12 protein-coding genes are annotated in these 16,566 nt (G+C 68.3%); 5 read left to right on the forward strand and 7 right to left on the reverse strand.

Annotated elements, in window-relative coordinates; translation table 11 throughout:
- From ACFWZ4_RS04095 to ACFWZ4_RS04105, 3 genes are all read right to left on the reverse strand, one after another.
- Entirely contained in the window at positions 1 to 3,558 is a 3,558-nt protein-coding gene (locus ACFWZ4_RS04095; protein WP_439703443.1) for a methylmalonyl-CoA mutase family protein, read from the reverse strand.
- 444 nt (positions 3,559 to 4,002) lie between these two features.
- Entirely contained in the window at positions 4,003 to 4,764 is a 762-nt protein-coding gene (locus tag ACFWZ4_RS04100; RefSeq protein WP_439703444.1) for a class I SAM-dependent methyltransferase, read from the reverse strand.
- Positions 4,765 to 4,778: 14 nt separating this feature from the next.
- Positions 4,779 to 5,750, reverse strand: a complete 972-nt coding sequence (locus tag ACFWZ4_RS04105; RefSeq protein ID WP_439703445.1) for a transporter — start codon at positions 5,748 to 5,750, stop codon at positions 4,779 to 4,781.
- A 107-nt stretch (positions 5,751 to 5,857) separates the two neighbouring features.
- Between ACFWZ4_RS04105 and ACFWZ4_RS04110 the strand changes: the two genes are divergently transcribed.
- Positions 5,858 to 7,339: a PLP-dependent aminotransferase family protein gene (locus ACFWZ4_RS04110; RefSeq protein WP_439703446.1), complete on the forward strand. Its 1,482-nt coding sequence runs from the start codon at positions 5,858 to 5,860 to the stop codon at positions 7,337 to 7,339.
- Positions 7,340 to 7,360: 21 nt separating this feature from the next.
- Here ACFWZ4_RS04110 and ACFWZ4_RS04115 read toward each other — a convergent pair whose 3' ends face one another.
- The 3 genes from ACFWZ4_RS04115 to ACFWZ4_RS04125 form a co-directional block, all read right to left on the reverse strand.
- Complete coding sequence (locus ACFWZ4_RS04115; RefSeq protein WP_439703447.1) at positions 7,361 to 7,696, reverse strand: hypothetical protein; 336 nt, start codon at positions 7,694 to 7,696, stop codon at positions 7,361 to 7,363.
- A gap of 127 nt (positions 7,697 to 7,823) precedes the next feature.
- Positions 7,824 to 8,747, reverse strand: coding sequence for an alpha/beta fold hydrolase (locus ACFWZ4_RS04120; RefSeq protein WP_439703448.1), 924 nt, complete (start codon positions 8,745 to 8,747; stop codon positions 7,824 to 7,826).
- A gap of 10 nt (positions 8,748 to 8,757) precedes the next feature.
- On the reverse strand, positions 8,758 to 9,360 hold the full coding sequence (locus tag ACFWZ4_RS04125) for a TetR/AcrR family transcriptional regulator (RefSeq protein ID WP_439703449.1): 603 nt from the start codon (positions 9,358 to 9,360) through the stop codon (positions 8,758 to 8,760).
- Between the two features lie 158 nt (positions 9,361 to 9,518).
- Between ACFWZ4_RS04125 and ACFWZ4_RS04130 the strand changes: the two genes are divergently transcribed.
- The 4 genes from ACFWZ4_RS04130 (at position 9,519) to ACFWZ4_RS04145 (ending at position 13,525) form a co-directional block, all read left to right on the forward strand.
- Positions 9,519 to 10,316, forward strand: a complete 798-nt coding sequence (locus ACFWZ4_RS04130; RefSeq protein WP_439703450.1) for a M48 family metallopeptidase — start codon at positions 9,519 to 9,521, stop codon at positions 10,314 to 10,316.
- Positions 10,317 to 10,522: 206 nt separating this feature from the next.
- Positions 10,523 to 10,855 carry a YXWGXW repeat-containing protein gene (locus ACFWZ4_RS04135; protein ID WP_439703452.1) on the forward strand — a complete coding sequence of 111 codons (333 nt, stop codon included), beginning with the start codon at positions 10,523 to 10,525 and terminating at the stop codon, positions 10,853 to 10,855.
- Between the two features lie 225 nt (positions 10,856 to 11,080).
- Positions 11,081 to 12,184 (forward strand): Glu/Leu/Phe/Val dehydrogenase dimerization domain-containing protein, encoded by a 1,104-nt coding sequence (locus ACFWZ4_RS04140; RefSeq protein WP_439703453.1) that lies wholly within the window; start codon positions 11,081 to 11,083, stop codon positions 12,182 to 12,184.
- Positions 12,185 to 12,367: 183 nt separating this feature from the next.
- Positions 12,368 to 13,525 carry an isovaleryl-CoA dehydrogenase gene (locus ACFWZ4_RS04145; RefSeq protein WP_439703454.1) on the forward strand — a complete coding sequence of 386 codons (1,158 nt, stop codon included), beginning with the start codon at positions 12,368 to 12,370 and terminating at the stop codon, positions 13,523 to 13,525.
- A gap of 94 nt (positions 13,526 to 13,619) precedes the next feature.
- Here the strand turns inward: ACFWZ4_RS04145 and ACFWZ4_RS04150 are convergent, their stop codons facing one another.
- Positions 13,620 to 16,430 carry a S8 family serine peptidase gene (locus ACFWZ4_RS04150; protein WP_439703455.1) on the reverse strand — a complete coding sequence of 937 codons (2,811 nt, stop codon included), beginning with the start codon at positions 16,428 to 16,430 and terminating at the stop codon, positions 13,620 to 13,622.
- Between the last annotated feature and the right edge of the window lie 136 nt (positions 16,431 to 16,566).

Raw genomic sequence — 16,566 nt, forward strand, 5'->3', positions numbered from 1 at the left:
TCACATATTCCGCCGATACTCCCCACCCACGTCATACAACGCGTGACTGATCTGCCCCAAAGAGTTGTACTTCACCGCCTCGACCAACTGCTCGAACACGTTCCTCCGCTCCCGCGCCGTCTGCTGCAACCGCTTCAGGCTCTCCGGCGCCAACCCATTCCGCGCCTCCCCGAACGCCCGCACGTTCGCAATCTGCTGCCCCTTCTCCTCCTCCGTGGAGCGAATTAGCTCGATCTCGGTCGCCACTTCCCCGCCGTGCTCCTTGGCCAGGAAGGTGTTCACCCCGATCAGCGGCAACGACCCATCATGCTTCTTGTGCTCGTAATACAGCGATTCTTCCTGGATCTTCCCACGCTGGTACATGGTGTCCATGGCGCCAAGCACACCACCGCGCTCGCTGATCGCCTCGAACTCCTTGTACACCGCCTCCTCCACCAGGTCGGTCAGCTCTTCGACCACGTAGCTGCCCTGCCAGGGGTTCTCGTTGAAGTTGAGGCCCAGTTCCTTGTTGATGATCATCTGGATCGCCACGGCGCGGCGCACGCTTTCCTCGGTCGGCGTGGTGATGGCTTCGTCGTAGGCGTTGGTGTGCAGGCTGTTGCAGTTGTCGAACAGCGCGTAGAGCGCCTGCAGCGTGGTGCGGATGTCGTTGAACTGGATCTCCTGCGCGTGCAGCGACCGGCCGGAGGTCTGGATGTGGTACTTCATCATCTGGCTGCGCGGGCTGGCGCCGTAGCGCTCGCGCATGGCGCGGGCCCAGATGCGGCGGGCGACGCGGCCGATGACGGTGTACTCCGGGTCCATGCCGTTACTGAAGAAGAAGCTCAGGTTCGGCGCGAAGTCGTCGATGTGCATGCCCCTGGCGAGGTAGTACTCGACGATGGTGAAGCCGTTGGAGAGGGTGAAGGCGAGCTGGCTGATCGGGTTCGCGCCAGCTTCGGCGATGTGGTAGCCGGAGATCGACACCGAGTAGAAGTTGCGGACCTTGTGCTCGACGAAGTACTGCTGGATGTCGCCCATCATGCGCAGGGCGAATTCGGTGCTGAAGATGCAGGTGTTCTGCGCCTGGTCTTCCTTGAGGATGTCGGCCTGCACGGTGCCGCGCACGGCCTGCAGCGTCTCCTGCTTGATGCGGGCGTAGGTCTCGGCGTCGACGAGCTGGTCGCCGGTGACGCCGAGCAGGCCGAGGCCCAGCCCGTCGTTGCCCTTGGGTAGCTCACCGGAGTAGCGCGGGCGTTGGCGGCCTTCGTAGAGCTTGGCGATGGCCTTCTCGGCCTCGGCCCAGCGGGCGGCGTCGGCCTTGAGGTGCTTCTCCACGTTCTGGTCGATGGCGGTGTTCATGAACATCGCCAGGATCATCGGCGCCGGGCCGTTGATGGTCATGGAGACCGAGGTGGTCGGCGCGGACAGGTCGAAGCCGGAGTAGAGCTTCTTCATGTCGTCCAGGGTGGCGATGTTGACGCCGGAGTTGCCGATCTTGCCGTAGATGTCCGGGCGCGGGGCCGGGTCTTCGCCGTACAGGGTGACCGAGTCGAACGCGGTGGACAGGCGCGTGGCGGCGCCGCCCTGGCTCAGGTAGTGGAAGCGGCGGTTGGTGCGCTCCGGGGTGCCCTCGCCGGCGAACATGCGGGTGGGGTCTTCGCCGGTGCGGCGGTAGGGGTAGACGCCGCCGGTGTAGGGGTAGTGGCCGGGGAGGTTTTCCTTGCCGAGGAAGAGGAGCTGGTCGCCCCAGCTGTCGGTCTTGGGCGGGGCGACCTTGGGGATCTTCTGGTGGCTCAGGGATTCGCGGTAGTTCTCGACGCGGATGGTTTTGCCGCGGACCTGGTATTCGTTGACGTCCTTGGTGACCGATTCGCGGAGCGCCGGCCAGTCGCGCAGCAGGTGCACGGATTCGGCGGAGAGTTCCTTCACCGCTTCGTTGTAGCGCTCGCGCAGCAGGGTCAGGGTGCGGTCGCCCTCGGCCTTGAGCTGGTCGACCGGGTAGCGGTCCAGCGGCTTGGGCAGCGCTTCGTCGCCCAACTCTTTAAGCGACTCGTAGTAGTGCTGCGCCTTGCTGGCGGCTTCGGCCTGGCGGGCGATGGAGCTGTTGATGCCCCTGCCCTGCTCGGCGATCTCGGCGAGGTAGCGCACGCGGCTGCCGGGGATGAGCACGGTGGCGCGCGGTTCCTTGAGGCTGGTGTCGAGCTGCGGCTGGAAGTCGCAGTTCGGGGAGGAAAGGAAAAGGGGGTCAGAGTCCCTTTTCGGCCCGCCTGCCCCGTTCTTGCTTGCACCTTCGTCCGAAAAGGGACTCTGACCCCCTTTTCCTTTCTTTACCTTCTCGCGCAGCAGGCGACAGAGGTTGACGAACATCCAGGTCACGCCCGGGTCGTTGAACTGGCTGGCGATGGTCGGGTAGACCGGCACGTCCTCGTCCTTCAGGGCGAAGGCGGTGCGGTTGCGCTTCCACTGCTTGCGCACGTCGCGCAGGGCGTCTTCGGCGCCGCGCTTGTCGAACTTGTTGAGCACGATCAGCTCGGCGAAGTCGATCATGTCGATCTTCTCGAGCTGGCTGGCGGCGCCGTAGTCGGAGGTCATCACGTACATCGGGAAGTCGACCAGGTCGACGATCTCCGAGTCGCTCTGGCCGATGCCGGCGGTTTCAACGATGACCAGGTCGTAGGGCTGGCTCTTGAGGAAGGCGATGCAGTCCTTGAGCACCTCGTTGGTGGCCATGTGCTGGCGGCGGGTGGCCATGGAGCGCATGTACACGCGGTGGGAGCGCAGCGAGTTCATGCGGATGCGGTCGCCCAGCAGCGCGCCGCCGGAGCGGCGGCGGGTCGGGTCCACCGCGAGCACGGCGATGCGCATTTCCGGGAAGGCGTGCAGGAAGCGCAGCAGCAATTCGTCCACCACCGAGGACTTGCCGGCGCCGCCGGTGCCGGTGAGGCCGAGCACCGGGGTCTTGCGGCCGGCCAGGTCCCATTCCTTGCGCAGGCGGGTCAGTTCCGGCTCGCCCAGGCGGCTTTCCTCGATGTCGGTGAGCATGTGACCGACGGAGATCTCGTCGTCGATGTCGACCTGCGGCACGCCCGGCTGCTCGGCCTTCAGGCGCTGGGCCTGGGCGGCGCGGGTGCGCTGCATGACGTCCTCGATCATCTCGGTCAGGCCCATCTTCATCCCGTCGTTGGGGTGGTAGATGCGCTCGACGCCGTAGGCCTGCAGCTCGCGGATTTCTTCCGGGGTGATGGTGCCGCCGCCACCGCCGAACACGCGGATGTGGCTGGCGCCGCGCTCCCGCAGCATGTCCACCATGTACTTGAAGTACTCGACGTGGCCGCCCTGGTAGGAGGACAGCGCGATGGCGTCGGCGTCTTCCTGCAGCGCGGCGCGCACGACGTCTTCCACCGAGCGGTTGTGGCCCAGGTGGATCACCTCGGCACCCTGGCTCTGGATGATGCGGCGCATGATGTTGATCGCCGCGTCGTGGCCATCGAACAGGCTGGCGGCGGTGACGAAACGCAGCGGGGTGGTTTCGGCCTGCGCGGCGGTGGCGGGAACGTGGCTGGCGGGGGAACTCATGGGGACTCCGACATCGGTGTGCTCTGAACCGCTTGATTCTAGTGGATCGGGGTTAAGGGCGCGGGGAGTCGGGGTGGCCACTAGCTCGGGCAGCGGTGCGTCGGTGGGGCCGCGGGCGCGGCGTTCAGACGAGTGGATCGGGCAGCGGAGCAGGCGCGGTTTGCGTGGGAGTTCTCGCGACCTGGCCCTTTACGACCCGCTTCGACCGGGTTTACGCGCAAGCCTTGGCCCCTCACCCCAGCCCTCTCCCCGGCGGGGAGAGGGAGCTAATACAACACGCTTCGGCCGGATTTGCCCGCAAGCCTTGGCCATTCACCCCAGCCCTCTCCCCGGCGGGAGAGGGAGCGGATAGGGCGTGCTTCGGCCTGGTTTGCCCGCAAGCCTTGGCCATTCACCCCAGCCCTCTCCCCGGCGGGGAGAGGGAGCAGAGGCGGGCGTGTCGGCTCAGCGTGGTTTGCGGAATTTGAGCAGGAACTTGTCGGTGTGGCCTTTGATCTTCGGGTCGAAGGCGGCGGCGGCGTGGTCGTCGGCGACGTTACGCAGCGCATTGCTGGCGGCGACGAACTGGAAGCCGGCGCCGATGACTTCCTGCTTCACCACCGCCGGGTCGATGCGGTGAAGGTCGTCGGTGCGCGCGAAGCCGCTGCCGGGGGCGGCGGCGTGGTCGAGCACGACGAAGGCGCCGCCGGGCTTGAGCATGGCGAGCAGGCTCTTGTCGACGCGACTGACGTCCGGCGATCCCATGAACGGGTCGTGCAGGTCGTGGTAGTTCTGCGAGGTCCACACCACATCGGCCGGCTCAGGCGCCGCGAGTGTGTTCACCGGTTGCACCAGCACCACCACGTTGGCGTACTCGCCCTTGCCGGCGAAGGCCTGCAATGATTTGAGCGGATCGGGTGCGGCCTTCGCCATTTCGGCGGGCTCCAGCGCGTAGACCTTGCCAGTGGGACCGATTAGGCGGCTGAACAGCCGCGTGTAGTAGCCGGCGCCGGGCATCAGGTCGACCACCACGTCGCCACGATGGATACCGGCGAAGGCCAGCACCTCGCCTGGCTTGCGATCGGCGTCCTGCGCCCGGTCGGCCGCGGGCCGGGCGGGGTCGGCGAGGGCCGCGGCCAGGGGATCGCGCGCGGCAGTGTGAGTGGTCATGGCACAGGCCGCGGCAGCGGCGGCGCACATCGCGAGGAGGAGCAGCAGGCGTTTCATGGCGACAGTCCTTTTCAGTGGACGATGTTGACCGCGATCGCCGGCGTGACGGAGCGGGTGACGTTGTGTCCACCCGGGATCACGCGCACGCCGAGCAGCACGCCGACGTTCGCGTTGAAGTTGTATTCGATGGCCGGCGCGAAGCCGAACGCCTCGCTGCGGCCGGAACTGGCGCGCACGGGTGTCGCCGGCAGGCCGAGCGGGTCGTCGTAGCCCGCGACGTGGGTGGCGTCACTGCGGCTGTAGGTGAGATCGAGCGCGAGCACCCAGCGGCGGGTGAGGCTGTATTCGAACGCGGTGGCGACGTAGAACGCATCGCCCGGTGTGGCGCGGCCGTGGAAGTCGGGGCCGGTGCCGTAGCTGCTGACGCCATCGAGGTCGGCATGGCGGGCGAAGGTCCAGGTGGCGTTGAAGCGCGCGCGCAGGATGCGGCCATTGGGCATCCAGAAGTAGCTCTGCGCATTGAGGCCCAGCGTGGTCGCCCAGGCGCCGGCGCCCATGCCGTCGGCCGTCCGTGCCAGGCGCTTGTAGCGGCCGGTGGGCACGGCCTGCTGCAGCATGATGGCGAGCGTGGGGAACCAGCTCCCTTCGTGGAAGCGCGTGAGGCGGTACTGCGCCTGCAGGATCTGGTCGCCTGCGCCGACGCCGGAACTGTTCGGCCCGTGGTGCAGGCCGTTGTAGCCGATGATCGGGATGGCGCCGACGGTGAGGTCGTCGGTCAGGCCGTAGAGCACGTAGGCGCGCGAGCCGAAGCCGTCGTTGCCGCGGGTCTGTACGTCGTAGACGTAGGGCTCGATGAGCATGTGGCCGCGCGGCAGCGTTTCGGCCGAGTTGGCGAGCATCGGGCCGGTCCACCAGGCGTCGTCGCGGGACTGGCGCGACACGTCCGCGTCCTGGGCCCACGCCGCGGTCGCCGCGAGCCAGGCGAGGACGCCGACGAGCGCGCGCAGGCCGATCCGTGCGGTTGATTGCCTTTCGATGCCCACGCCAACGCCTCCACCGTGCTTCGTGACGGTTCGCACCTTAGGCGTCACAGTGGCTCGCGCGAATAGCCACTTCGCTATGATCCAGCATGACCACTTGGGAGCTGCCCATGCGACGCGTATCCGCCAGCCTGCTGCCGCCGATCGCGCTCGACCTCGACGGTGGCGATCCGATCTACCGGCAATTGTCGGACTGGTTCCGGCGGGCCATCGTCGAGGGGCAGCTGCAGCCGGGCCAGCGCGTGCCGTCCACGCGGGCGCTGGCCGGCGAACTGAAAGTCTCGCGGTTGCCGGTGCTCAGCGCCTACGAGCAGCTGCATGCCGAGGGTTACCTGGAGACATTCACCGGTGCGGGCACGTGCGTGGCCGGCGCGATTCCGCTGGATGCGCCGCCGAAGCCGCGGCGTCGGCGCGGCGCGTCCCTGCCCGAGGCATCGCCGGCCCGGCACGTTGCCGCGCGCGCGATGGCAATGGCCGGTCCGGAGCAGACCTGGCTGGAGAGCCAGGGCGCCTTCCGCGTGGGACTGCCGGCGCTGGATGCGTTCCCGCACGACGTGTGGGCGCGCCTGCTCAGCCGGCACGCGCGCCGCGTGGACACCGAATCGCTGGTCTACGGCGATCCGCTGGGCTACCTGCCGCTGCGCGAGGCGGTCGCCGATTACCTGCGCACCGTGCGCGCGGTGCGGGCCGACGCCTCGCAGGTGATGATCACCACCGGCGCGCAGCACGGCGTGCAGGTGTGCACCCACGTACTGCTGGACGCTGGCGACAGTGCGTGGATGGAAGAGCCGGGTTATCCCGGCGCGCACCAGGCGCTGGCCGCGGTCGGCGCCAAGGCCGTGCTGGTGCCGGTCGACGAGGACGGGCTGGACGTGGCCGAAGGCATCCGCCGCGGCGCGGACGCGCGCATGGTCTACGTCACCCCGTCGCACCAGTTTCCTCTCGGCGTGACGATGAGCGCCGCACGGCGCATGCAGTTGCTGCAGTGGGCAGCGCGCGAGGGCCGCTGGATCGTCGAGGACGACTACGACAGCGAGTACCGCTTCGGGGGCAAACCGGTGCCGTCGCTGCAGGGGCTGGATGCGGATGGGCGTGTGATCTACGTGGGCACCTTCAGCAAGGTGATGTTCCCTGCCCTGCGGCTGGGCTGGCTGGTGGTGCCGAAGGACCTGGTGCCCGCGTTCCGCGCCGCGCGCGATGCGCTGGACACCTGCTCGCCCATGCTGCCGCAGCGGGCGATGACCGACTTCCTCCGCGAGGGCCATGTTGCCCGGCACATCCGGCGCATGCGCGCACTGTATGCGGCGCGGCGCGCGGCGTTGCTCAAGGCGATCGAGCGGCATCTGCCGGGCCGGTTGCAGGTGATTGGCGCCGAGGCGGGCATGCAGCTGGCGGCGCTGCTGCCCGAGGGCATGGACGACATTGCCCTCTCACGCCGCGCCGCGCGGGTGGGTGTGTCGATACGACCGCTGTCGCAGTGCTACCGGGGACCCGGCCGTCGAAGCGGCGTCATCCTGGGCTACGGCGGCGTCGATGCGCGGGCCGCCGAAGAGGCCCTCCGCAGGCTCGCCGGTTGCCTGCAGTTTCCGTGACGGCCCGGCCCGACCGCGCAGTCAGTGTTCTGGCGGGTTGTCGTGCCGTGGCGGCGTGCCGCTGTCCATTGCGTTGCCGGCTCCCTTCATGGCGACCTTGGCCGCGGCGAATTCCTGGGCGTCCAGCTTGCCGTCCTGGTTCTGGTCGTAGGTCGAAAAGCGCGTGCGCAACAACACCATGTCCTTGGGCAACTCCGAGCGCGTGACGCGACCGTCATGGTCCTGGTCCATCGCCTGGAAGTCGGCATCCGCCGTAGCGGATCCCGCGGCTTGCTGCGCCGATACCGTGGTTGCGATTCCGCACAGCGCGAACGCGAGGGCGCCGCACGCGATCTTGAGCGATTTTTCGCTTTTCACAGGTCATCTCCTTCGGAAAACGAAAAGGCGCGCGCCTTCAGGACGCCACGCCTGCCCGACTCTGCGCGAGCTGCGGTGAAGCAAGGCTCAAGTCGGCGAGATGATTTCGACGTGGGCGCGTAGCTGTTCAGGCGATGCCGAAGGGAAGGTTCGCCGAGGCCACGACTCGCTCGCCCACGCTTTCGCCGCGGGCGAACGCGAGCGCGGATTCGATGACCCCCGGCGCATCGAGCACGCGGTGGTGGCCCAGCCCCTGCGTAGTGAGCAGCCGCGCGCCGGGCCAGTGGCGGGCATAACGCTCACCCTCCTCCCAGGGCACGTCGGCGTCGTCCAGGTCGTGCACGATCAGGCCCGGTTGGCCCAGTGCGGTGACGTGGCGGTGCATCTGCAGCTCGTCCACGCTGATGCCGGTGCGGTTGACCAGCCAGGCGTAGAAGGGACGACGCAGGTGCTCGCCCAGGTGCACGAAGCGGAAGTAGCGGGTGGCGGCGGCGTGCATGTCGGCGGCCGGCGCGATCAGCACCAGCTTGCGGGCGCGCCAGCATTCGCCTTGGGCCAGCGCGACGGCTGCGCCGCCGAGCGAATGGGCGATCGCGAGTTCGGCATCGCCGTAATGGCGGCCCACGGCGCGCACGGTGTCGGCGAACTCCGGCAGCGTGCAGTAGTCGCCGGTGCTCAGGCCGTGGCCGGGCTGGTCGAAGGTCACCACGGCGTAGCCGAGGGCGCGCAAGCGTTCGACCCAGGGCAGGAAGCGCAGGCCGAAGCTCGACCAGCCGTGCACCAGCAGCACGTACGGCTGCGTGGCCGGGTTGCCCCAGACGTAAGTGGCGATGGACTGGCCGTCGATCGACAGCGTCTCGCGGCGCATGGCCGGATCGGGCCTGGCGGCCTGGGCGCGAACGCGGCTGCTGGCGAACGGCGTGGCGAACAGCCGCGCGGCGCGGTCGGCCGTGCGCCCCGGCGCCAGGCGGCCGCCGAGGGCGAAGCTGGTGCGGACGGTGGCGAGCTTGAAGCGGGCGGCCAGGCCGGGGCGGCGCATCACGGTGGACATGGGTCGATCCTCAAGGTTGCCAACTGCGCCACAGGCGCTCGAAGGCGGCGTGGACGCGCTGGCTCGCCTGCTCGAAGCCGAACAGGCCAGCGTCGTGGTGGAGGCCGAGCATCAGCGCGTAGATCTCGAAGGCGAGCTGGGCCGCGTCGGTGTCGGCCCGCAGGTGGCCCGCGGCGACGCCCTGGCCGATCGCCTTTTCCAGTTCGCCGCGCCACCCGGCCTGCTGTGCCACCACCGCGTCGTGCAGCGCGCCTTCGCGGCCGTCGTATTCGCCCGCGGCGGTGAGCAGCACGCAGCCGCTCTTGTGCATGCGGCCCCACTCGCACCACTGGGCGACGATCGCGCGCAGGCGCGGCAAGCCGCGCGGGGCGGACAGCGCCGGCACCAATACATGGGCCATGAAGCGGCGGGCCGCGGAGTCCAGCACCGCCAGCTGCAGGTCCTCGCGTGAACCGAAGTGGGCGAACAGTCCACTTTTGGACATCCCCACGTCGGTGGCGAGCGTGCCGATCGACAGGCCTTCCAGCCCACCCACGCGGGCCCGTTCGTAGGCGTGTTCCAGGATGAGTTCGCGGGTGGCAAGGCCCTTGGCAGGTGCGGTGGCGGTGGTCATGCGTGGAAAATAGCACGACCGTTCGTTCTTTTGTAATGGCGATTCCTGGGAGCGCACCTGTGCGCGGCCGGATGCACGGTGCCGATCCCGCGCCGTTCATCCGCCCTAGGCGGGCGCTGCGGCTATCCTCCGGTGCTGCCCTCGCAAAGGAGACGCCCATGAAGCCCCGCCTGCTGACCGCCGCCGCCCTCGCCGCGCTGCTTGCCGGCTGCACCACCTCGCCGACCGGACGCTCGCAGCTTATGGTGGTATCCGATGCGCAGATGAGCCAGATGGGACTGGCCTCGTTCAACCAGATGCGCCAACAGGGCAAGTTCGCCAACGCGCCGAAACAGCGCGCGTACGCCACCTGCGTTGCCCAGGCACTGATCTCGGTGCTGCCGCCGCCGTGGAACACCCAGCAGTGGGAAGTGCAGATCATCGAGGACAACACCGCCAATGCCTTCGCCCTTCCCGGCGGGCGCATCGGCGTGAACCAGGGCATGTTCAAGGTGGCGAGCAACCAGGACCAGTTGGCGGTGGTGCTCGGCCATGAGCTCTCGCACGTGGTGGCGCGCCACGGCGCGGAGCGCGTGTCCGACAACATGGCCGCGCAGGCGGCGGTGACCGCCGGCAGCATCTACGCAGGCACGCGTGGCGGTGACGCCGGCAATGTCGCGGCCCTGCTGGGTGCCGGCGCCACCGTGGGCGTGCTGCTGCCGTTCTCGCGTACGCAGGAATCCGAAGCCGACACGTTGGGCCAGCGCTACATGGCCAAGGCCGGCTTCGATCCGCGTGCGGCGGTGACGCTGTGGGAGAAGATGGAAAAGCAGGGCGGCGGCGGCACGCCGGCGTTCCTGTCCACCCATCCGGCACCGAACAAGCGCGCGCAGGTGCTGGGGCAACAGGGGCAACAGCTGATGCCGACGTACCAGCAGGCGCGGGCGAGCGGGCATTCGCCCAACTGCAAGTTGTAAGGGGCCTTCGGCCGGCCTGTGGGCCGTGGCAGGAGTGCCCTATCCGCTGCCGGCTTCCCCCGCTTTCACGGTTGCCCAAAGGGCAATGGGGTGCCTTGCGCCAAGCCAGCCGCCTGCTGAACGCGCGTGAGCATCGCGTCAACACCAGGCCGACCGCCCCGTTTTCCGAGATGCACGCCGCCCACGCGGCGCCACCGGAGAACACGATGACTGCCATTGCCCGCCCCCTCGCCCTGCTCGCCGGCCTTGGCCTGGCCCTGGGCGCTGCCGCCTACGCGCCGGCCTCGCAGGCCAGCCCCCACGTGACGATCGGCGTGCGCATCGGCGTACCGCCCCCGCCAGTGCGCGTGGTGCATGTGCGTCCGCGCCGCGGCTACGTGTGGGCGCCCGGCTACTGGCGCTGGAGTCCACGCATCCACCGGCACCTGTGGACCGAGGGCTACTGGGTGCGCGAGCGCCCCGGTTATCGCTACCGCCCGGCGCGCTGGGAACGGCGTGGCGACGACTGGCGTTTCCACCGTGGCCACTGGCACCGCTGAGGCCGGCGCCGGGCGCCGCTCGCGCCCGGCTTGCTGCGCCGCGGAAACGGCACGGGCGCCGACGTATTAAACTAGCGGACTGAATTCACCGCCCCGGCCTTCGCCGGGGCTTTGACTTTCAAGCGTTTTCTGCCGCTGAGGCGGGCCGCACTGGATCGGCCGGCCACCTTTCCGCGACACGCCATTCCCCCTGGCTGCCGCCAAACTCGTGGAGTCATCGTTCCAATGATCTTTGAAACCATCGCCAAGACGGGTCACGAAGAAGTCGTCTTCTGCCACAACAAGGACGCCGGCCTGAAGGCCATCATCGCGATCCACAACACGGTGCTGGGCCCGGCGCTCGGCGGCCTGCGCATGTGGCCGTACAAGACCGAGCAGGACGCGGTCAACGACGTGCTTCGCCTGTCGCGCGGCATGACCTACAAGAACGCCGTGGCCGGCCTGAACCTGGGCGGCGGCAAGGCGGTGATCATCGGCGATCCGTCCAAGGACAAGTCCGAGGCGCTGTTCCGTGCGTTCGGCCGTTTCGTCAATTCGCTGGGCGGTCGCTACATCACCGCCGAGGACGTCGGCATCGACGTCAACGACATGGAATACGTGTTCCGCGAGACCGAGTACGTCACTGGCGTGCACCAGGTGCACGGCGGTTCGGGCGACCCGTCGCCGTTCACCGCCTACGGCACGCTGCAGGGCCTGATGGCCGCGCTGAACTTCAAGCACGGCAACGAGGACGTGGGCAAGTACAGCTACGCCGTGCAGGGCGCCGGCCACGTCGGCTCGGAGTTCATCAAGCTGCTGCGCGAGCAGGGCGCCAAGGTGTTCGTCACCGACATCAACAAGGATGCGGTGCAGCGCTGCGTCGACGAGCTGGGTTGCGAGGCGGTGGGCCTGGACGAGATCTACGACGTCGACGCCGACGTGTACTCGCCGTGCGCCCTGGGCGGCACGCTCAACGAGCAGACCATCGACCGCATCAAGGCCAAGATCATCTGCGGCGCGGCCAACAACCAGCTGGCGACCGACGCGATCGGCGACGAGCTGAACAAGCGCGGCGTGCTGTATGCGCCGGACTACGCGGTCAACGCCGGTGGCGTGATGAACGTGTCGCTGGAGATCGACGGCTACAACCGCGAGCGCGCGATGCGCATGATGCGCACGATCTACTACAACCTGGGCCGCATCTTCGAGATCTCCAAGACCGAGAACGTGCCGACCTACAAGGCGGCCGACCGCCTGGCCGAGGAGCGCATCGAGTCCATCGGCAAGATCAAGCTGCCGCACATGGGCAATGGTGGTACGCGCTTCCAGGGGCGCATGCGGGGGCAGTAAGGCGTTCGGTCCCGTTTCCGGAAAAAGCCGCCCTTGGGCGGCTTTTTCTTTGGCTTCCCGTTGTGCCCTCTCCCGGCGGGGAAGATATCGGAGCATGCGGTCCCGGGGCGACGTGTCGAGCGTTCTCACCAGCCCAACCACACCGCGCGCTAAAATCCCCGACCCAACCCAAGGAGTTCCCGGATGCGCCCGTTCCCGCTCGGAGAAGACATCGACCTGCTGCGCGAGAGCGTGCACGCCTTCGCGGAGAAGGAGGTTGCCCCGCGCGCCGACCGGATCGACCGCGAGAACGCCTTCCCCGAGGACCTGTGGCGCAAGTTCGGCGAGATGGGCCTGCTCGGCATGACCATCCCGACCGAGTACGGCGGCACCGGCATGGGCTTCCTGGCGCACATGGTGGCGATGGAGGAGATCTCCCGCGCCTCCGGGTCGGTCGGCCTCTCCTACGGCGCGCATTCGAACCTGTGCGTGCAGAACATCTTCCACAACGGCAACGAGGAACAGCGCCGCAAGTACATCCCCAAGCTGTGCTCGGGCGAGTACGTGGGCGCGCTGGCGATGAGCGAGCCGGGCGCCGGTTCGGACGTGGTCGGCTCGATGAGCTGCAAGGCCGAGCTGCAAGGCGAGGTGTGGGTCGCCAACGGTTCGAAGATGTGGATCACCAACGGCCCTGACGCCGACGTGCTGCTGGTCTACATGCGCACCGCGCCGCGCGCGGCCGGCAGCCGCTGCATGACCGCCTTCATCGTCGAGAAGGGCATGAAGGGTTTCTCCACCGCGCAAAAGCTGGACAAGCTCGGCATGCGCGGTTCCAACACCTGTGAGCTGGTGTTCGACAACTGCGAGATCCCGGCCGAGAACATCGTCGGCGAGGTCAACGAAGGCGTGCGCGTGCTGATGAGCGGCCTGGACACCGAACGCCTGGTGCTCTCCGGCGGGCCGCTCGGACTGATGCAGGCGGCGCTGGACCTCACCCTGCCCTACGTGCGCGAGCGCAAGCAGTTCAACGCGCCGATCGGCACGTTCGGCATGATGCAGGCGAAGGTGGCCGACATGTACACCGCGCTGCAGTCGTCGCGCGGCTTCGCGTATCTGGTGGCGCAACAGTTCGACGCCGGTATCAAGTCGCGCATCGACCCGGCGGCCTGCCTGCTCAATGCTTCCACCAACGCGGTGCAGGTGGCGCTCGAGGCGATCCAGGCGCTGGGCGGCAACGGCTACATCAACGAATTCCCGGCCGGGCGGCTGCTGCGCGATGCCAAGCTTTACGAGATCGGCGCGGGAACGAACGAGATCCGGCGCATGTTGATCGGGCGCGAGCTGTTCCACGGCAAGGCGTAAAAAAAGGGCCCACCTGGGCCCTTTTTCGTAGGGTGGGCTTCGGCCCACCGCGATGCACCTGGAGGGTGGGCTGAAGCCCACCCTGCGACGCTCGCTAGAACGACAACCGGTACGCCAGCGTCGCCATGCTCCCCTGCTCGCGCTGCGCAAACCGGTGGTCGATGCCGAACGTGAGCCCCGCCCGTGGCGTCATCGCCCAGTCCAGCGTCATGCCTGCCACGCCGCCATAACGCGACAGTCCGATGCCGCCCAGCGGCGCCCATTGGTCGATGCCGGTGAAGCTTGCCTCGAATACGTCTCCGCGGGTGGCGATCGCGCGTTGCCATGCGAGCCGGGCTTGCAGGTCCAGGCTGCCACCGCCGGCAAAGGACCATTGCCGTGCCGCACGCACGCCCAGCCCGGCCTGCCAGCGCTCGATCGCATGCGCGTTGGCCTTCAGGCCGAAGCCCCAGGCGCCCGGCTCGTTGAAGCCGCTGCTGTCCATGCGTGCGTACTGCAAGCTGGCGTAGGGGGTGAGCGCCAACCGGCCGAGCGAGGTGCGATAGCCGCTCTCGCCATAGGCGACGTCGTAGCGACCATGGCTGTCACTGGCCACGCCGGCGAAGGCCGGCCCCAGCAGCACATTGCGGCGCATGGATTCGCGGTAGTTGCCCGTGCCCACGCGGCCCATCAGGTACGCGTTTCCATGCACCACGCCGCCGTAGAGCATGCCTTCGACCGCATGACTGCGGCCCTGGTCGGCGGTCTCGACCAGCCGGCCAAGGCCGCGCGACTGGCTCAGCGCGAAGCCCGCCACCCCGGTGCCGCCGATGCGCATGTCCTGCCCGACCAATGTGCCGGAAAGGTCCACGCCGACGTTTGCGTAGCCGCTGCGCGCCAGATCCCCGTGGTAGCCCAGGTTCTGCGTCCAGCCACCGGTCCCGTCGCTGTCGAGCAGGCGGTCGAAACGGTCGGACAGTGCCCGCGTGCCGGCGTCGATCGCCTCGAAAGTCATCGCCGCGCTGGCTGCGTGGAGCTGCCCGGAGAGGCTCTCCAGCGACTGGCTGGCGCTCGAAAGCGTGGCCGCCTGTTGCAAGTGCGCTGCGCCGGCGACGAAGCCGCTGGCCGCCGATGCAGTCCCGGTGCCGCTGGACAGCAGCTGGCGGTCGAGCTGGTCGAAAGCGCCTTCCACGCGCTGCGCTGCATTGAAGCTGGACGCGCTGTACTGCATGCCCTGGATCGCGGTGACGTCCGCGCGGGTCACGTCCAGCCAGGCGCTGGTGGCGTCGTAGCCGGCCGTGGCGGTCAGCATCACGTTGGAGGCGGCGTTGATCGCGCTGAAGGTGCCGGTCAGTCCGCCCTGCGCGAGGAGTACGTCGGTGTGGGAGTCGAGCACGTAGTCCGAACGCTTGCCGATCACGTACAGATCGCCACCGGAAAGCGTGGCGGTGCCGGCGACTTTGAGCACCGAGCCCAGTTCGAGCGCCAGCCGCCCGTTGTCGTGCTGCGAGTAACTGCCGCCGACATTCAGGTCGCTCCCGCTGACCGTGACCACGCCGGCGTTATCGACGTCGCCACCGATGCGCGTGGCCGCTCCCAGCGTGCCGCCCGCGTCCACCTGCAGCGCGCCGGCCAGTGACTGTGCATTGAGGATGCCGCCCTGGATCTCGGTCAGGCCCGCGTAGGTCGACGCCTGGGTCAGGTTGAGCGTGCCGCTGCCCTGCTTGATCAGGCCGCCGGCGCCGGAGATCGGATTGTTCCAGTTCGATTCGCCGGTGAAGTCGACAGTGACGTCGCCCCAGTCGAACTTCGCCGGGCCGTTGACCGCCTTGCCCGCGTTGAGCATGCCGTAGCCGAATACCTTGTCCGGCCCCGCCGCGCCGAGATCGTCGGCCGTGCCCAGCAAGGTCTGCCGCACCAGGTCGTTGGTGAAATAGGGATAGGCCTCCCACACCAGCGCCGCGGCGCCGGAAACCTCCGGCGCCGCGAACGAGGTGCCGCTGACGATCCAGTAATCCTTCGGATCGGACGCGGTGGCGTCCTTGTCGCTGACGATCACGTCGCCCGGCGCGGTCAGGCAATAGTCCATGGCCTTGCCGCAGGCGTTGGAATAGTCGGCCAGCACGGTCTTGCCATTGGCCGCACTGATGCTGTCGGCCGCGACCGCGACCAGCCAGCCACGCTCCAGTTCGGGCGCGTAGTTGGGCAGCGCGGCGATGTCGCTGGGATCGGCGCGGCCATCGTTGCCGGCCGCGAACACCACCAGCCCGTCGTGGTTGAGCACGAAATCATCGTAGGCCTGGCCGAATGCCTGGTTGATGGTCTGGTCGGTGGTGTCCCAGTAGATGCCGCCCCAGGAGTTGTTCTGGATCTGCACCCCGTCGGCGATCAGCGCGGGATTGAGGTACTGGCCGAAGAAGTCCGCGTCCGACGCCCCCACCGCATTGCCCTGGCCCGAGCCATCGTCGGTGGGCTCCTTGTCGGCGATGATTCGCGCCGACACCAGGTTCGCGCCCGGTGCGATGCCGCCGGGGAATTTGTCGAAGGCCTTGCCCGCGGCGATTTCCGACACCCAGGTGCCATGCCCAACCACGTCATCGATGCTGGTGTTGTTGGCCTGCGAATCGACGTAGATCAGCTCGTCGGTCACCCGCCCGGAGAGGCTGGGATGGTTGCGCATGATGCCGCTGTCGACGATGCCGATGGTGACGCCCTTGCCGGTAAAGCCCTGCTGGTGCGCGGCGTAGGTGTTGGTCAGATCCAGTTGGGCATCCACCGGCGGCTCGGGGCTGGTCGGCGTGGTGGGCGGCGGCTGGGGCGCCGGAGGCCGCACGTTGCTGCCGCCACCTCCACCGCATGCGCTCAGGCCAAGTGCGACAAGGATCCCCAGCGCCACTTCCCGGTGGCGCAATGCGTACGTCTTCATGCCAGCTCTCCCCAGAACCATCCCCATGCAGGCCCCCGCGATCGCGCGGACCGTTGCCTGCATCCCGGCGCCAGTTTCCCACAACGCGTCCCCAGCGAGGCATGCGCCACGGTGCGTTTGCCGCACTGCCGCATGG

Source organism: Frateuria sp. GZRe12, assembly GCF_051900535.1.
Lineage (GTDB): Bacteria > Pseudomonadota > Gammaproteobacteria > Xanthomonadales > Rhodanobacteraceae > Frateuria_A.